The organism is Bradyrhizobium viridifuturi, assembly GCF_001238275.1.
Classification (GTDB): domain Bacteria; phylum Pseudomonadota; class Alphaproteobacteria; order Rhizobiales; family Xanthobacteraceae; genus Bradyrhizobium; species Bradyrhizobium viridifuturi.
The window spans coordinates 169,045-183,682 of sequence record NZ_LGTB01000012.1 but is presented as its reverse complement, the minus strand read 5'-3'; the positions used below and the strand labels follow the sequence as shown (position 1 = coordinate 183,682).

The window sequence follows — 14,638 nt, the reverse complement described above, 5'->3', positions numbered from 1 at the left end:
TGACCGAAGTTGCGATCGCAACCCAGACCACCGATCTCGATCAGCGCCGCGCCGGCAGCATGACGACCTGGTGCCAGGACCAGAAGACGCGGCTCGCAGGCTACATCAGGACCAAGTAATAGAAAGCGTTTTCGAGCGAAGTGGGCACCGGTTCGCGTGAAGAAAACGCGTCAAACAAGAATCCTCAATCGAGCTCCGGCGGCGCGAACCAGTTGGTCAACGACAATCCGCCGTCGACCACGATCGATGCGCCGGTGACATAGCCGGAGATCTTGTGCGACAGCACGGCGACCGCCAGCGGCGCAAGATCCTCCGCCTGGCCGAGCCGGCCAAGCGGGATGTGCTTTGCCAGCGCGGGATCGGCGACGAAGCCGCCGGCCGCGATCGCCCCGGGCACCAGCGCATTGACGCGGATGCCGTGGCGGCCCCAGCTCTTGGCGAGCTCCTTCACCAGCATCGCCATGCCGGCCTTCGCCGTCGAGTAATGCGGCAAGTTGCGCGGCGTGCCGGCATGCAGCGAGGTGAGCAACAGGAACGAGCCCGGCGTCTTCGCCGCGATCAGTCTGCGCGCCAGTTCGCGCGACAGATGAAAGCCCGCATCGAGATTGACCGCGTGCATCTGCCGCCAGGTCTCGTCGTCGACCGCCATCGCATGATCGGCCTCGCGGCGCGGCGGCGAGGCGCTATGGACGAAGTGCGTCACCTGCCCGAGTGAAGCTTGCGCATGTGCCAGCAGGGCATCGCACGCCTTACGCTGCGCAAGATCGCCGACCCAGGGCAGCGCCAGCTCCGGACGTGGGGCGGCCTTGATCGCGGCCAGAACCCTGTCCTCATGCAGATCGGCGAACACGGTGCGCACACCCTCGCCGACCAGGGCCTGCGCGATGGCGCGGCCGATGCCATTGCCTGCGCCGGTCACCAAAGCTGCCTCGCGCGCGGGATCGAACGGCGATGTGAAGAGGCTCATGGTTCCTCAGCTCCCGGACTTGCAGACCTGCCTCAGTATGGCGGTGCCTTGCGCGCGCGCTGTGCCTTGGCGGCTTCGATCCACCAGGTGAAGTCGTCGGCGAAGCGTGGAAAGGCGCGCTCGAGCGCCTTGCCGCCCTCGCCGATCGGCTTGCCTTCGGCCGACAGCGTCTGCGCGATCGGCCCCGCGCTGATCGTGCTCGACACCACCACCATGCCCATCTCCGAGAGCGTGCCGTGCCAGGCGGTGGCGGCGCGCGCCCCGGCGAACCGCCCGGCCGAATAGCTTGCGATCGCCGCCGGACGCCAGAACCATTCCTCAAGGAAATGATCGGTCAGGTTCTTCAGCCCGGGCTGCATGCCCCAATTGTACTCACCGGTAACGAACAGGAAGCCGTCGGCGTCGCGGATCTTGCCGGCGAGCGTTTCCAGCACGGCCGGCGCCTGCCCCTTGGGATGCTCCTTGTACATGCGGTCGAGCATCGGCAGGCCGACCTCCTTGGCGTCGATCAGCTCGACGTCGTCGCCGCGCCCGCGAAGGCCGTCGATGACGAAGTGGGCCAGCCGGATGCCCATGCGATCCGAGCGATAGGAGCCGTAGAGAACGAGAATGCGATGGGTCATGATGCGATCATCGTAGCACGCAGCCGCGACACCGTCGCGCTGCCCGCATCAATCGCCCCGCTCCATTGCGGCGCGCCGCCAGGCAGAAGTTAACGCCGATCCGGCCGGCTTTTCCCGGCATTAAGCAATTCGTCGCAGGTCCCCCGCCCCGGCCAAAAATCGCCAGATTTCTTTTCTCGATATGGATTTGCTTCGAGAAGGAGAACCCGACATGCGGATCGCAAAGCTGGTTTTCGCAGGTTCGCTCGCGGCCATCGCCGCCGTGGCTACGCCGGCGCTGGCGAAGAGTGCTGAGCGGCAGAAAGCCGAAGAGAAATCCACCGCCACCACTTCGGTCGGCTGCCAGGCCTACCAGCAGGCCGCCGACGGGACCTGGAACCAGCTTCCCTGCGGCGAAGCGGGCGCGGGCGGCGCCACGCAGCACCGCGCCGCGACCAAGGGCGCTGACGGCGACGAGCACTGATCGTCACGCCGCGCTGCTGAGCGACGCGGCGCCTTCGACTTTCGGATCATACGAATGAGCGGGACCCCCACGGGTCCCGTATCATAAACCCTGGGTTAATGCGCACCCGGTACGGTTGAGGCCTCTCCTCTCCCCGTCAAGAAATGGCGCGCATCCCATGAAAATCGGTACTCTCCTGACCGCCGCGATCGTCTCGTTGTCCGCGGTCGGCGGCGGCCTCGCGGCATACGTCGCGGTCACCAAGTATCAGACCATGGACAAGGTCTCGACCGCGCAGAGCCGGCTCGAGATCGTCCGCGCCGTCGGCGATATCCCGCGCTACATGAACCCCGAGCGTGGCTACGCCACCAACCTGCTGCTTGGGGGCGCCACGATCGATCCGAAGCAGATCGCCGAGCTCGACCGTCAGCGTCAGCTGACTGACGGCGCGCTCGCCAAGGTCAACCAGGTGCGCGCCACCCTGCCGGGATCACTCGACGATGGCGAGGCCGTCGCGCGGGAGATCGACGCGCTGAAGGTGAAGTTTGCCGGGCTGCGCGACGCCATCGCCGCTGCAATTGCCGGACCGGCTGATGTCCGCCGCGCCGCCGCCGGCAAGATCGTCGCCGACAATTCAGTGTTCAATGCCGGCGTCACCACGCTGCTCGACGAGCAGGTGCGCCGCCTCGCCGGCCTCGACGGCAACGCCTACCGCCAGGCCAGCTACGCCAACGTTGCCTGGATGCTGCGCGACACCGGCGGCCTCAACGCCAGCCTGCATAAGGCGCTGGTCGGCGCCAAGCGCGTCGCGACCGAACCGGAGAAGATGGAACTCTATCGCTCGACCGGCCGCACCGAGCAGATCCTTTCGACCTTGCAGGAGCTCCGCAACAATCCGGCGACGCCCGCGAACGTCATGACTGCGCTCGGCAAGATGCAGGCCGACTATGTCGAGCGCTTCGGCAAGGCGCTGAAGCTCGCCAAGGAAGGCGCCGTGACCGGCAAGTACGAGCAGGATCTCGACACCTACTATCCGGAATCGCAGATCGGCCTCGCCGCCATCATCACCGTGCGCGACGCGTTCTACGAGAACGCCGAGCAGGTGCTCGCCAGCGCCTATTCGGCGGCGCGCTTCAGCTTCGTGATTGCGTTGATCGGCCTGCTCGCCGTCAGCGCCGTCAGCGCCGGCCTCATCGTCGTGGTCCGCCGCCGCATCCTCAACCCGATCGCCGCCCTCACCGGCCGGATGTCGCGGCTCGCCGCGGGCGAGGTCGCCGAAACGATCCCGGGCGCCGCGCGCAACGACGAGATCGGCGCGATGGCCGCCGCCGTGCAGGTGTTCAAGGACAACCGGATCGAGGCCGACCGCCTCGCGACCGAGAAGGAAGCGGAGAACGACGTCAAGATGCGGCGCGCCCGGGTGCTCGACGATCTCACCCGTGCCTTCGAAGCCAAGGTCACCGAACTGGTCGGCGGATTGTCCGCGGCCTCATCGGTCATGGAAGACACCGCGCAATCGATGTCGGCGACCGCCGCGGCCACCAACCGCCAGGCCTCGGTCGTCGCGGCTGCTTCGGATCAGACTTCGACCAACGTGCAGACGGTGGCGAGTGCGACCGAGGAACTGACCTCGTCGATCTCGGAGATCGCCCGGCAGGTCGCGACCTCGACCGAGATCGCCGCGCGTGCAGTCGACCATGCCCGCCGCACCGGCGACACCGCGCGCTCGCTGGCCGAGGGCGCGCAGAAGATCGGCGACGTCGTGACGCTGATCCAAAGCATCGCGGCGCAGACCAATCTGCTCGCGCTCAACGCCACCATCGAGGCAGCTCGCGCCGGCGAGGCCGGCCGCGGCTTTGCCGTGGTCGCCTCGGAGGTGAAATCGCTGGCCGGCCAGACCGCCAAGGCCACCACCGAGATTTCCGAACAGATCACCGCGATCCAGACCGCGAGCGACGAGACCGTGACCGCGATCAGGAGCGTCGTCGACGTCATCACCGAGATCGACCAGATCGGCACCGCGATTGCCGCCGCGATCGAGGAACAGGGCTCGGCGACCAAGGAGATCTCGCGCAGCGTGCAGGAAGCCGCACGCGGCACCCAGGAGGTCAACTCCAATATCTCCGGCGTGCAGCGCGCCGCCGACGATACCGGCGCGGCGGCAACCCAGGTGCTGGGTGCCGCCGAACAGCTCTCGACGCAGTCGAAGGACCTCGCCGGCCAGGTCAACCGCTTCCTGTCAGACGTGCGGGCGGCGTAAGCGCGATCGGTCATCGCGCTTTGGATTCCTGTTTCGGCATCACCTTGTCGGATACCGCTTCGCACTTTTCCGGATCATGCTCCCGTCAGTTCGCAAGCCGCTCGATCAGGAGATCGAGCAACGCACGCAGGCGTGCGAGCCGCTTCAGGTCGCGATGATAGCCGACAAAGGTGTCGCGCCCCGGAGGTGGTGCGCCGAGATCGATCAGGCGCAATCCGATCATTGAATCCGCAAGCGGCCGTGGCAAGACGGCGATGCCGGCGCCCTCTGCACACATCCGTGCCTGCACCTCCCGATTGTTGCTGCGTGAGACGATGTGAGCATTCGGCATCATCTTCTTCAGCCACACTGCATCGGGCATGCCGCCGAACGCCGTATCCATCGTGATCAGCGGCGTGCCGCGCCCATCACCCGGCTTCGGCGCGAATGAACGGTCGGCTCGCACGTAGACGCCATATTCGATGTGCATCAGCCGCCGCGAGATCACCTCCGCCTCGTCGAACGGTGTAATGCGGAATGCGATGTCGGCCTCGCGGCGCGGCAGGCTGTACAGCCGCGCATCCGTTAGTAGCTCGACCACCACGCGTGGCTGAAGCCTGGCGAATTCGGCGAGTACCGGCGTCAAGAGATGGGCGCCGAACCAGTCCGACGATGAAATCCGTAACAGACCATCGAGCTGTCGATCCTGTCCGGCGACCTCGCGCGCCAGCGCGTCGGCTTCCTCCTCCATACGTTCGGCATGGACGAGCACGCTGGTGCCTTCGTCGGTCAGTACGAAGCCGCCCGCGGTGCGCTGAAATAGCGTCTGTCCGAGCGCGTGCTCAAGCGCGCGGAGCCGCCGCCCCATCGTCGGCTGACTCTGCCCGAGCTTGCGCGCCGCCGACCCAAGGGTCCCTTCGCGCGCGACAGCGAGGAATATTTTGAGATCGCTCCATTCCATCGGCCATCTCATTCAAGAATGAATGGACAGACTACAATATCGTCTATTTTCAAACAATCATGATGCCGTCAGATCTGAGCGCAACCAAGGAGTTCGAGATGACCGACCAATCTTCGATGCGCGCCGCGATACTCGACGCCCCCAACACGCCCTTTCGTCCGACCAACATTGCGCGGCCGCAGGCGGGACCCGGCCAGGTGCTGGTCCGCATCAACGCGAGTGGTGTGAATCCGCTCGATCTCAAGATTGCGGCAGGTCAGGCCGCGCATGCCCGGCAGCCGCTGCCTGCCATCCTCGGGATCGATCTCAGCGGCGTGGTCGAGGCTGTCGGCCCCGGCGTGACAGGATTCCACAGGGGTGACGAGGTCTACGGCATGACCGGCGGCATCGGCGGGCTCCAGGGTTCGCTTGCCGATTATGCGGCCGTCGATGCCGACCTGCTGGCGCCGAAGCCTTCCAATCTCTCTATGCGCGAAGCCGCGGCACTGCCGCTGATCTTCATCACCGCGTGGGAAGGTCTGGTCGATCGCGCGCAAGTCGCCGCTGGCCAGAAAGTTCTGATCCATGGCGGAGCCGGCGGTGTCGGCCATATCGCCATCCAGATCGCGCGCGCCTTCGGTGCCGACGCCTATGCCACCGGCTCGGCAAACAGCCTGCCGCTCATCGAACGTCTCGGTGCAACGCCGATCGACTACACCAGCGCGACCGTCGAGGAATACGTCGCCCGCCACACGGACGGCCGCGGCTTCGACATCGTGTTCGACACGGTCGGCGGCGCGACACTCGACGCTTCCTTCAACGCGGTGCGCCGCTTCGGCCACGTCGTCAGCGCGCTCGGCTGGGGTACGCACGCACTGGCACCGCTGTCGTTTCGCGCCGCAAGCTATTCGGGTGTGTTCACGCTGCTACCGTTGCTGACCGGCGAGGGCCGCGTGCATCACGGCGAGATTCTGCGCGAGGCGACGCGGCTGGTCGAAAACGGCAAGATCGTGCCCCGCCTCGATCCGCGTCACTTCACGCTTGCGACGATCGCCGACGCGCACGCCGCGATCCGGGACCGGACCGCGACCGGCAAGGTGGTGGTGGATGTCGCGGTCTAGTCTAGGCCGTCGCGCCCCGAAGCCTAGCCTCCGCGCAGGCCGAGCACGCGACGGGCGATCGCCTGGCGATGCACTTCGCTCGGGCCTTCGTAGACCCGCATCAGGCGGGCCTTCTGCCAGAGCGCGTTGAGCGGCAATTCCAGCGTCACGCCAAGCGCGCCGAGCGTCTGCATGGCGTGGTCGCAGGCGTCATAGGCCATCTCGGTCGCGAACACCTTGATCATTGACGCCTCGTGGCGGATGTCCTCGCCGCGATCGGTCTTGTCGGCAGCCTCGCGCACCATCAGCCGGCAGGCATGCATGCGCGTGGCGATATCCGCGATCCACCACTGGATCGCCTGGCGCTCGGCGAGCCTGACGCCGAAGGTCTCGCGCTGCTTGGCGTGCTCGCACATCATGTCGAGCGCGCGCTTGGTGATGCCGACGCAGGTCGATCCCATCTCGAGCCGCCGCGTGCGCAGGCGCAGCTGCATCGGCGCGTAGCCCTTGCCGACTTCGCCGAGCACGGAGTCCTTCGGGATGCGGCAGTCCTCGAACACGATCTCGTAGGTCGAGCCGCCGCCAACCATCGGGATCTCGCGCTCGATGATGAAGCCGGGCGTGCCCTTCTCGACGATGAAGGAGGTGATGCCGCCCTGGCGCTGGTCGTTGCCGACGCGCGCCATCACGATGACGAAGTCGGCGGCGCGGGCATTGCTGATCCATATCTTGCGGCCGTTCAGCACCCATTGCTCGCCTTCGAGCACCGCGCGCGTCTTCATGCCCGCGGGATCGCCGCCGGCGCCGGGCTGGAGATCGCGATCGCCGATGCCATCCGGCCCTCGATATAGGGCTGCATGTATTTCTTCTTCTGTGCGTCGGTGCCGACCGCCTGCAGCATGCGCAGGTTCGGCGAGTCCGGCGGCAACACGAAGGGCACGCAGCTGCGGCCGAGCTCTTCATGCACCGCAGCCATCGTGCGCGTCGGCAGATCGTGGCCGCCGAGATCTTCGGGCGCATCGAGGCCCCAGAGGCCGAGCTCCTTGGAGACGTCGCGCAGCCGCTTGCGATGCTCCGACGTGAGCTCGGGATGATCGCTGCCGGGCAGCCGCGATTTCAGATACTGCGGCTCGAGCGGGATCAGTTCGCGATCGACGAATTTCGCGACGGTCTCGCGGATCATGGCTGTCTGTTCATCATCGCTCATCTGGGATTCCTCGCCTGTGCTGTTTCGCTTCACAAAACCAGTAGCGTATTTTTTGTCGGCTGGAATAGCGGAAACGCGCACGCGCGCTCACTGTCGCGCGATGGTTTCACTCGGCGGAATTCAATATCCCGCGGCGCGGTCAGCGGCTGCGCAATTGCGCCGGACGCGGCGGCGCATCGAGCAATCGATCGCGCAGCACGAGGTTGTTGTCGCGAAGAAAGCGATCGACGATCGGCGCCCAGATCGCCGTTCCGCTTTCATTGAACAGTGCGTGACCGTCGCTGCCGAATGCAGGCGTTCGAACCAGCGAAAGCTTGCCGCCTGATTTCGCGAACGCATCCGACAACCGCGTCACGAGTTGCGGGCCGAAGAAGTGATCGTTGTCGGCGGAGACCCACAGCAGCGGAATGCGCGAGGATTTGCCGAACTGCGCGAACGCGTCGACGAGCTCGCCCTCCTCGCAGACGGTGTCGGGGCCGGTCGATCCGCGGCCCGGTGCGAACACGATCGCGGCGGCGAGGCCTGACGGCGCCGTGGACGTCAATGCGACCGTGGCAAAGCCACCCGCCGAGCGGCCGACGCTGATCCATTTGCCTTTGCTGACATAGGCCTGGCCGGTCATGAATTTGGCCGCGGCGGCGATGTCGGTGGCACCGGCGCGGCCGGCTTTCGCATAATCCGGGTCGGAGCATTGACCGTAGGTCTCGGCCCAGCCGCCCTGCGAGACGCCGTAGCCGCGGCGCAGGAACGCCACCGCGACCCAGCCACGCCGCGCGAACTCGGTCGCCTGCGCCCACATCCCGTAAGGGCTCATCGATGGACGGTCGCTCGCCGAACGCGGCGAGCCGTGATTGAGCAGGACGAGCGGATGCGGCAGGCCGTCATCCGGCCGCAGCACGATCGCGTCGAGCAGCGCGGTCGACGGTCCTGCCCCGCCCGGATTCGGCACCGGGATCTTGAGGGCGTCGAGACGTATGCCCTCCGCCTGCACCGGGCCGAGCGCCAGGATGCAGACGACGAGGGCGCGAGCGACCGCGCCGATCCTGCCGCGGGTCCACACCGGTCGGTTCATGGTCTAATCGGCGAAGCCGACATAGCGGACGAAGTCGCTGTTGGCCTCGCGGTCCGAGCGCACCGCATTGGCGGCAAAGCTGTCGTCGGGATAGCCCATCGCGACGCAGGTCATGATCACCTGGTCTTCCGGGATGTTGGCGACCTCGCGCACGATGTCCGAGCGCATGATGCCCTGGCCGTTGATCACGCTGCCAAGGCCGCGATCCCAGGCGGCCAGCACGATGCCGTAGCAGAGCGCACCGAGATCGAAGTGACAGACCGCGCCGGGATCGAGGATCCGGTCGTAGGCCAGCACCAGCGAGACCGGGGCGTCGAACTGGCGGAAGCCGCGCAGCACCCAATCCTGCCGCATCGGCTTGTCGTCGCGGGCGATCCCCATCGCGCCGAACAGCTTCTTGGCGATGTCGACCTGCCGGCCGCGGTGCACGCCTTGATACTCGCCATGGCTGACGATATCGCGCTTGGCCTTGGCGCCCGCGATCATCTCTTCCATGTTGCGGCGGCGCACTTCCTCCAGCGGCTCCCCGGTCAGGACGTGGACGTGCCAGGGCTGGGTGTTCATCGAGGACGGCGCGCGCTTGGCCACCTCGATGATCTCCTCGACGGTCGCCCGCGACACCGGCTGCTGCTTGAACCCGCGCACGCTTTTGCGTGTCTGTACCAGCGTCTCGAATTCCATTCCGCGTTTCCCCATTTTGTTCCGCGCCGCACACGGAATTTTCTCACGGCTAACCCGGTATTTTATAGACAAAATCGGCCGTGGGAACTTGATCGGGCCAAGAATCCGATATCCAATCCGGTCACTGGTTTGGTTTAGGGAGAACCCAGATGAAGCGGATTTTCTTGGCGGCCGTGATCGCGACCTTTGCCGCCGGTTCGGCATTTGCTCAGGACGCCTCCTGCGAGACGAAGGCCGTCGGCAAGGACGGCAAGCCGCTGGCCGGCGCGGCCAAGACCTCGTTCATGAAGAAGTGCACGACCGATACCTGCGAGACCAAGGCGGTCGGCTCGGACGGCAAGAAGCTCGCCGGTGCAGCCAAGACCTCGTTCATGAAGAAGTGCCAGAGCGGCGCCTGAGGCCCCTCGTCGGCGCCTATTCACCCCCTCAATCGGGATCGACCATCGGGTCGCGCGGCGCGCGGCCCGTTGATTATTGACGCGTCGCGCGGCCGCGGCCCGTTGACTATTGACGAATGGATGGACCGCTCAGAACGAGACGCCGACCCGGACGCCCTTGCTCCAGACCCGCCGGCAACGCTTCCGCGTGTTGCCGTGAAACATCTCGAAGCGCTCGGGCAGCTGAACCGGCTTTGCGAATTCCAGGCAGGCTCCGCCGGCGGAATAATCCACCAGCCGGCACTCAATCAGCGGCGCCTTCGGCTCGAGCTGAAGTTTGACCACGCTGGACACGCATCCTGACGGACGAACACGCGCAAATCGTCGGGGATGCATCAGGCCGCCTCTGGTGGAATTGTACCAACAGATTCCCCACCGGCCGTTAAGATTCCGTTCAGACCGAATGTTACGAATCATGTCTGGCGTCGGTCACGACGCCGGGACGACGCGAGGCTGCCAGCGTCTCCGACGGCGCTTCCCCGAACTGCGAACGGTAGCTCCGCGAGAAATCGCTGAGGTGCCAAAACCCGTAGGCCAGCGCACAGGCCTTGACGCTGGGCGCACCGGCGAGCAGCTGCTGGCGCACCAGCCAGAGCCGGCGCAAACGCAAATAGCGATGCAGGCTCACGCCCCGGTAGCGCTGGATCGCATCGTGCAGCGTGCGCACGGACACCCCGATCTGCCTGGCGAGTTCGCCGCTATAGATCGGATGAGCGACGTCGCCGGCGAGAATGGCACGCGCGTCGTTGAACACCTTGAACTGGCGCGTCGTGTTGGCCCGCGTCGTCCACTTGGCCGGAACGACTTCGGCGAACGCGTTGTCGATCGCCGCAAGCAGCGTCTCCTTGATCGATGCGCCGGTCGCGAACTCGGCTATCGTCACCTGGTCAGACGTCACGAGCAGCACCTGTCTCACAAGTTCACGCAGCAGATCCTGCGCGCGTTGTGAAATTTCGTGAATGCTGAAATGGAGACCGGGGTTCGGCCAACCGCGGTCAAGGATCTCGGGCGTGAACATCACCGAGACGTACTGGCGGGGCGTCTCCTCGACGGACGTGTAGAACGCGCCGCCGCCGCCGAGCACGATCACCGCGCGGTCGCGCTCGACGCCGTTGAAGCGCATCGGCACGCCGTCGTCCATCGTGAAGCCGACCGCGGTCGTATGCGGCGCAAGCTGGGCGTCGACGATCCGTGGAAACGACTGCGTGTAGTTGAGCTCGCATCCCGGCAAGCTCAGGATGACCTGCTCGGCCGAAATCTTCCGCGCAAGTGGCGTGAAATCAACATCCAGGTTTCGGATCGAACTCCGGAATGCATCAACGTCGTCAAAACGAAAGACTCTCGGCACCAGCAATGGCGCCGTCAAATGACCGCTCCTATGAAATGTTCTTGAAATTTCTTGCGCGGCGCCGCGCCTGGCGCGCCGGCCTCATCGATAATGTCCATGCACCAAATGCGAATCGTCAGACGAATACAATCGGGAAAAATGCGGGCCGTTCGTCGAACCGGACAATCAGGCAAACGATCCCTGCTGCCGAATTTCGATAGTGTTAGCCGGGATATCCACCGTCGAGACCGGCCATCCCATCAAATTCTATACCCCTATTAAAGATTCGGGGAGCAGATTGGCATTGGGAACGATGATGTTCCCCGTCGCGGAACATTTTAAGGACCGCAATGACAGCTATTGCCTCGCCCGATCTCATTGCCAAGCTCGACCACGTCTTGAAAGCCGGCTCCCCCGACCTCTGCACGCGCATGCTGCAGGAGGTGGCCGGGCTGTTTCTCGAGGACGCGCATCGCCTCAGCGCGCGCCACGTCGAGGTGTTCGACGACATCCTGATCCGCCTGAGCGAGAGCGTCGAGCTGCGGACCCTGACCACGCTGAGCCGCTCGCTCGCCGACCTCCATCTGGTGCCGAGGGAGCTCGCGCGTCGCCTGGCCAACCATGACGACGCCGACGTCGCCGCACCAATCCTGCGGGCCTGCGACTGTATCCCGGAGACCGATCTGATCGATATTGCCTGGATGCGGGCCGAGGGACACCTCAGCGCGATCGCAGGGCGCAAGGCCGTCAGCCAGGAGCTCACGGATATTCTGCTGATGCGCGGCGACGGCAGCGTGCTTCGCGTGCTCGCGGGCAACCCCGGCGCCGATATCACCAGCGCAGGCCTCGCCATGATGGTCGACGCCGCCGAATGCGACGAGGAGATCGCGGGCGCGTTGATCGCGCGCAAGGACCTGCCTCGGCGCGTTCTCGCCGACCTTGTGAGGCGATCCACGCCCCGCCAGCAGGCCCGGCTGCTCAAGATCGCACGTCCCGACATCCAGGACGCAATCCGCGCCGCCATTGATGCCTGCGCCGCCCGCGCCTTCGCGAACCCACCAGCCACGATCGACGATGCGAAGGCGCGGGCCAAGGCGATGACCAAGCCATTTTCAGTGTGAGTAGCGTCATGACGTATGGTGACCGCAGGGCGGAGCGCGTCAAGCTCGAGACGCGCCACCCCGTCAATCTGATGGGCGTCGATGGCACGTGGCGGCGAAGCTGCATCCTGCTCGACGTCTCGCAGAGCGGCGCCCGGCTCGAGGTCGACGGAACGCTGGATGTGCTGAAGGCCCAGGAGTTCTTCCTGGTGTTGTCCTCGCGGGGACTGGCGTTCCGGCGCTGCGAGCTGGTTCGCGTCGACGGCACCGAAATCGGCGTCAGATTCATCGAAGAACGCAAGCGAAAGGGACACCCCGTCATTCCAAGATGAGATTTGCCGAGATGAAAATTGGCGGCGACCGGCCTGAGGGGAAGTTGACGACATGACCGTGCAGAGAGTGACCAACATCGCGGTATCGACCGCGTCCGCCGGGCCCCTTCGCGGGACCATCGAAATCGATTGCGCGGGCACCGTCGCCGCGTTCGAGATCGATGAGGAACTCGCCCACCGCCTCTGCGCCGATCTCGAACGCTTCCTGACCCAGGTCCCGCGCCGAACTGGCACGGCGCGATCCGGGTGACCTGGCCGCCGAACGCCGGCGCCGCTACTCGCGCTTGAAGCGGTAGTCGAAGCGGTCGCCGTCCGCCGTGATCAGGCCGACGGTCGGGGCTGGAAAATGGACCGGCAGGATCAGCGTGTCGGTCCCGGCAACAGAGGCAAAGAATTTTCGCCGCGACACCGCCGACTGCTTCGGATCCCAATCGGGCCTTGCCGACCACTCCGGCTCGCGGCACTGGATCGCATGGTGCATCAGATCGCCGGCGACCACCGCGCGCTGTCCCTTCGAGAAGATGTTGACGCAGCAATGGCAGGGCGAATGGCCCGGCGTCGGCGTCAGCGTGACGGTGTCGTCGAGCGCATAGTCGTCGTCGACCAGGAGCGCCTGCCCGGCCTCGACGATCGGCAGGCAATTGTCGCGAAACACCGTGCCGGGCGGATTGGCGCCCTTGGCGTTCTCCGCCTCCCAGGCCGCATACTCACGCTTGTGGAAGACGTATTTCGCATTCGGAAAGGTCGGCACCCAGCGCCCGTCGCGCAGCGTGGTGTTCCAGCCGGTGTGATCGATGTGCAGATGGGTGCAGAACACGTAGTCGATCTGCTCATAGGAGATGCCGAGTGCGAACAGCTCGTTGCGCCAGCGCTCCTTGCCCGGGAAATCGAACGGCGGCGCATGCCCCTTGTCCTCGCCGGTGCAGGTGTCGACCAGGATGGTGTAGTGCGGCGTCCGCACCACGAAGGTCTGGTAGGTGATCATCATCAAGCCGCGCGCGGCATCGAAGACCTCAGGCTCCATCGTCTTGAGGTGATGCTTGAACACCGCGTCGTCATAGGTCGGGAAGAAATCCTGCGGCCGCCGCCACGGCCCTTCGCGCTCGATCACCGCGTCGATCGTGATGTCGCCGATCCTGATCTGTCTCATGCCGTTTCGCTCCCGCTTTTTTGCTGAAGCGTAACGGGCGGCACCTGGCCTCACAAGCCGGGCAGCACGCAGCGTGCCATGCCGCTTTGCATTGCTGGTGGGAAACGGCGATGCCCCAATTCATCCGAAATGTTGTCCATGCTGCGCCGATGACCCACCGCGCGATTCAGATTGCTCTCCTGATGCTGACGATATTGCCGACGGCGGCGGGGGCCGCGCCCGATACGGTTTTCTTCCCGAGCGCCGACGGCAAGACCGAGATCGTCGGCTATCTGTTCAGGCCGCAAACCCCGGGCCCACACCCCGCGATCGTGCTGCTGCACGGCCGCGGCGGCCCCTATTCGGTCAACGTCAACAAGGACTGCGCGCTGGTATCGCGGGCCAATCCGTCCGCGGCCTGCAATGCCGGCAGCCTGTCCAAGCGCCACGCGATGTGGGGACAGTATTGGGCCGACCACGCTATATCGCGATCTTGCCGGACAGTTTTGGGCCGCGCGGCAAGGCCCATGGCTTCGGCCGCTTCACCCATGGCGATTCCGATCGCGCCGACGTCAATGAAAAGACCGTGCGGCCGCTCGACGCCGAGGGCGCGCTGAACTGGCTGCGCAGCCAGAAGGATGTCAGCACCAATCGCATCTTCTTGCAGGGATGGTCGAACGGCGGCAGCACTGCGCTGAATGTGATGCAGCGGCAAGGCGCGGCGTTGGGCTATCGTGCCGCGCTGGCGTTCTACCCGGGCTGCGGACCGGCCGCCCTGCTGGCACAGACACTGACGTCGGCTGCGCCGATCACGATGTTGCTCGGCACCGCCGACGAAGAGGTATCGCCCGAACGCTGCCAGGACGTCGCCCGCCGCTCGATCGCCGCCGGCAGCAAGATCGACGTCGTGGTCTATCCCGACGCGACCCACGATTTCGACGATCCCGGCCGCAAGCGTCAATCGAATCCCGCCAACAGCGCGGCCCTGGAGGACGCGATGGTCAGGGCGATCGCCGCGGTAGATGCGCTGAAAAACTAGACT

The 14,638-nt window shown here is 65.5% G+C and carries 19 protein-coding genes; 8 read left to right on the top strand and 11 right to left on the bottom strand.

Going from position 1 to position 14,638, the window contains the following annotated elements; genetic code table 11:
* Window positions 1-184: 184 nt before the first annotated feature.
* Complete coding sequence (locus tag ALC15_RS13505) at window positions 185-967, bottom strand: SDR family NAD(P)-dependent oxidoreductase (RefSeq protein WP_050627628.1); 783 nt, start codon at window positions 965-967, stop codon at window positions 185-187.
* A 32-nt stretch (window positions 968-999) separates the two neighbouring features.
* Window positions 1,000-1,590, bottom strand: coding sequence for an NADPH-dependent FMN reductase (locus tag ALC15_RS13500; RefSeq protein WP_050627627.1), 591 nt, complete (start codon window positions 1,588-1,590; stop codon window positions 1,000-1,002).
* 211 nt (window positions 1,591-1,801) lie between these two features.
* Here ALC15_RS13500 and ALC15_RS13495 point away from each other — a divergent pair, with 211 nt between their 5' ends.
* Both ALC15_RS13495 and ALC15_RS13490 read left to right on the top strand, forming a co-directional pair.
* The gene (locus tag ALC15_RS13495) at window positions 1,802-2,053 is read left to right on the top strand and encodes a hypothetical protein (protein ID WP_050627626.1); all 252 of its coding nucleotides are present in this window, start codon (window positions 1,802-1,804) and stop codon (window positions 2,051-2,053) included.
* A 157-nt stretch (window positions 2,054-2,210) separates the two neighbouring features.
* Entirely contained in the window at window positions 2,211-4,292 is a 2,082-nt protein-coding gene (locus tag ALC15_RS13490) for a methyl-accepting chemotaxis protein (RefSeq protein ID WP_050627625.1), read from the top strand.
* An 85-nt stretch (window positions 4,293-4,377) separates the two neighbouring features.
* Here the strand turns inward: ALC15_RS13490 and ALC15_RS13485 are convergent, their stop codons facing one another.
* On the bottom strand, window positions 4,378-5,232 hold the full coding sequence (locus ALC15_RS13485) for a LysR family transcriptional regulator (RefSeq protein ID WP_050627624.1): 855 nt from the start codon (window positions 5,230-5,232) through the stop codon (window positions 4,378-4,380).
* 98 nt (window positions 5,233-5,330) lie between these two features.
* Between ALC15_RS13485 and ALC15_RS13480 the strand changes: the two genes are divergently transcribed.
* The gene (locus ALC15_RS13480) at window positions 5,331-6,332 is read left to right on the top strand and encodes a zinc-dependent alcohol dehydrogenase family protein (RefSeq protein WP_244486052.1); all 1,002 of its coding nucleotides are present in this window, start codon (window positions 5,331-5,333) and stop codon (window positions 6,330-6,332) included.
* 23 nt (window positions 6,333-6,355) lie between these two features.
* Here the strand turns inward: ALC15_RS13480 and ALC15_RS45165 are convergent, their stop codons facing one another.
* The 4 genes from ALC15_RS45165 to ALC15_RS13465 all read right to left on the bottom strand — a co-directional run bounded on the left by ALC15_RS45165 (window position 6,356) and on the right by ALC15_RS13465 (window position 9,271).
* The gene (locus ALC15_RS45165; protein ID WP_200914669.1) at window positions 6,356-7,093 is read right to left on the bottom strand and encodes an acyl-CoA dehydrogenase family protein; all 738 of its coding nucleotides are present in this window, start codon (window positions 7,091-7,093) and stop codon (window positions 6,356-6,358) included.
* Window positions 7,090-7,518 (bottom strand): acyl-CoA dehydrogenase family protein, encoded by a 429-nt coding sequence (locus ALC15_RS45160; RefSeq protein ID WP_200914668.1) that lies wholly within the window; start codon window positions 7,516-7,518, stop codon window positions 7,090-7,092. The genes ALC15_RS45165 and ALC15_RS45160 overlap by 4 nt, the downstream gene beginning before the upstream one ends.
* A 139-nt stretch (window positions 7,519-7,657) precedes the next feature.
* Window positions 7,658-8,590: an alpha/beta hydrolase family protein gene (locus ALC15_RS13470; protein WP_050627623.1), complete on the bottom strand. Its 933-nt coding sequence runs from the start codon at window positions 8,588-8,590 to the stop codon at window positions 7,658-7,660.
* A 3-nt stretch (window positions 8,591-8,593) separates the two neighbouring features.
* A complete protein-coding gene (locus ALC15_RS13465; protein WP_050627622.1) occupies window positions 8,594-9,271 on the bottom strand; it encodes a nitroreductase in 678 nt (225 codons plus the stop codon).
* Window positions 9,272-9,420: 149 nt separating this feature from the next.
* On the opposite strand from ALC15_RS13465, the gene ALC15_RS13460 reads away from it, so the two are divergent.
* The gene (locus ALC15_RS13460) at window positions 9,421-9,669 is read left to right on the top strand and encodes a hypothetical protein (RefSeq protein WP_024581562.1); all 249 of its coding nucleotides are present in this window, start codon (window positions 9,421-9,423) and stop codon (window positions 9,667-9,669) included.
* 129 nt (window positions 9,670-9,798) lie between these two features.
* Here the strand turns inward: ALC15_RS13460 and ALC15_RS13455 are convergent, their stop codons facing one another.
* Both ALC15_RS13455 and ALC15_RS13450 read right to left on the bottom strand, forming a co-directional pair.
* On the bottom strand, window positions 9,799-10,044 hold the full coding sequence (locus ALC15_RS13455) for a PilZ domain-containing protein (RefSeq protein WP_050627621.1): 246 nt from the start codon (window positions 10,042-10,044) through the stop codon (window positions 9,799-9,801).
* 70 nt (window positions 10,045-10,114) lie between these two features.
* Entirely contained in the window at window positions 10,115-11,074 is a 960-nt protein-coding gene (locus tag ALC15_RS13450) for an AraC family transcriptional regulator (protein WP_244486051.1), read from the bottom strand.
* A 311-nt stretch (window positions 11,075-11,385) separates the two neighbouring features.
* Here ALC15_RS13450 and ALC15_RS13445 point away from each other — a divergent pair, with 311 nt between their 5' ends.
* Genes ALC15_RS13445 through ALC15_RS13435 form a run of 3 tightly spaced genes read left to right on the top strand, consistent with a single transcriptional unit; the run spans window position 11,386 to window position 12,717 of the window.
* A complete protein-coding gene (locus ALC15_RS13445; RefSeq protein ID WP_050627619.1) occupies window positions 11,386-12,156 on the top strand; it encodes a DUF2336 domain-containing protein in 771 nt (256 codons plus the stop codon).
* Between the two features lie 8 nt (window positions 12,157-12,164).
* Entirely contained in the window at window positions 12,165-12,467 is a 303-nt protein-coding gene (locus ALC15_RS13440) for a PilZ domain-containing protein (protein WP_050627618.1), read from the top strand.
* Between the two features lie 52 nt (window positions 12,468-12,519).
* Window positions 12,520-12,717, top strand: coding sequence for a hypothetical protein (locus tag ALC15_RS13435; RefSeq protein ID WP_050627617.1), 198 nt, complete (start codon window positions 12,520-12,522; stop codon window positions 12,715-12,717).
* A gap of 24 nt (window positions 12,718-12,741) precedes the next feature.
* Here the strand turns inward: ALC15_RS13435 and ALC15_RS13430 are convergent, their stop codons facing one another.
* Complete coding sequence (locus ALC15_RS13430) at window positions 12,742-13,617, bottom strand: MBL fold metallo-hydrolase (protein ID WP_050627616.1); 876 nt, start codon at window positions 13,615-13,617, stop codon at window positions 12,742-12,744.
* A 50-nt stretch (window positions 13,618-13,667) separates the two neighbouring features.
* Complete coding sequence (locus ALC15_RS46150) at window positions 13,668-13,940, bottom strand: hypothetical protein (RefSeq protein ID WP_244486050.1); 273 nt, start codon at window positions 13,938-13,940, stop codon at window positions 13,668-13,670.
* A gap of 149 nt (window positions 13,941-14,089) precedes the next feature.
* Between ALC15_RS46150 and ALC15_RS46145 the strand changes: the two genes are divergently transcribed.
* Window positions 14,090-14,635 carry a dienelactone hydrolase family protein gene (locus tag ALC15_RS46145; protein WP_244486049.1) on the top strand — a complete coding sequence of 182 codons (546 nt, stop codon included), beginning with the start codon at window positions 14,090-14,092 and terminating at the stop codon, window positions 14,633-14,635.
* Window positions 14,636-14,638: the final 3 nt, after the last annotated feature.

Coding starts and splice junctions, on each gene's coding strand:
- ALC15_RS13465 (WP_050627622.1), bottom strand. CDS start 9,271: ATGGAATTCGAGACGCTGGTACAGACACGCAAAAGCGTGCGCGGGTTC.
- ALC15_RS13435 (WP_050627617.1), top strand. CDS start 12,520: ATGACCGTGCAGAGAGTGACCAACATCGCGGTATCGACCGCGTCCGCC.
- ALC15_RS13445 (WP_050627619.1), top strand. CDS start 11,386: ATGACAGCTATTGCCTCGCCCGATCTCATTGCCAAGCTCGACCACGTC.
- ALC15_RS13500 (WP_050627627.1), bottom strand. CDS start 1,590: ATGACCCATCGCATTCTCGTTCTCTACGGCTCCTATCGCTCGGATCGC.
- ALC15_RS13460 (WP_024581562.1), top strand. CDS start 9,421: ATGAAGCGGATTTTCTTGGCGGCCGTGATCGCGACCTTTGCCGCCGGT.
- ALC15_RS45165 (WP_200914669.1), bottom strand. CDS start 7,093: ATGAAGACGCGCGCGGTGCTCGAAGGCGAGCAATGGGTGCTGAACGGC.
- ALC15_RS13430 (WP_050627616.1), bottom strand. CDS start 13,617: ATGAGACAGATCAGGATCGGCGACATCACGATCGACGCGGTGATCGAG.
- ALC15_RS13455 (WP_050627621.1), bottom strand. CDS start 10,044: ATGCATCCCCGACGATTTGCGCGTGTTCGTCCGTCAGGATGCGTGTCC.
- ALC15_RS13495 (WP_050627626.1), top strand. CDS start 1,802: ATGCGGATCGCAAAGCTGGTTTTCGCAGGTTCGCTCGCGGCCATCGCC.
- ALC15_RS13490 (WP_050627625.1), top strand. CDS start 2,211: ATGAAAATCGGTACTCTCCTGACCGCCGCGATCGTCTCGTTGTCCGCG.
- ALC15_RS13440 (WP_050627618.1), top strand. CDS start 12,165: ATGACGTATGGTGACCGCAGGGCGGAGCGCGTCAAGCTCGAGACGCGC.
- ALC15_RS13470 (WP_050627623.1), bottom strand. CDS start 8,590: ATGAACCGACCGGTGTGGACCCGCGGCAGGATCGGCGCGGTCGCTCGC.
- ALC15_RS13505 (WP_050627628.1), bottom strand. CDS start 967: ATGAGCCTCTTCACATCGCCGTTCGATCCCGCGCGCGAGGCAGCTTTG.
- ALC15_RS13485 (WP_050627624.1), bottom strand. CDS start 5,232: ATGGAATGGAGCGATCTCAAAATATTCCTCGCTGTCGCGCGCGAAGGG.
- ALC15_RS45160 (WP_200914668.1), bottom strand. CDS start 7,518: ATGAGCGATGATGAACAGACAGCCATGATCCGCGAGACCGTCGCGAAA.
- ALC15_RS13480 (WP_244486052.1), top strand. CDS start 5,331: ATGACCGACCAATCTTCGATGCGCGCCGCGATACTCGACGCCCCCAAC.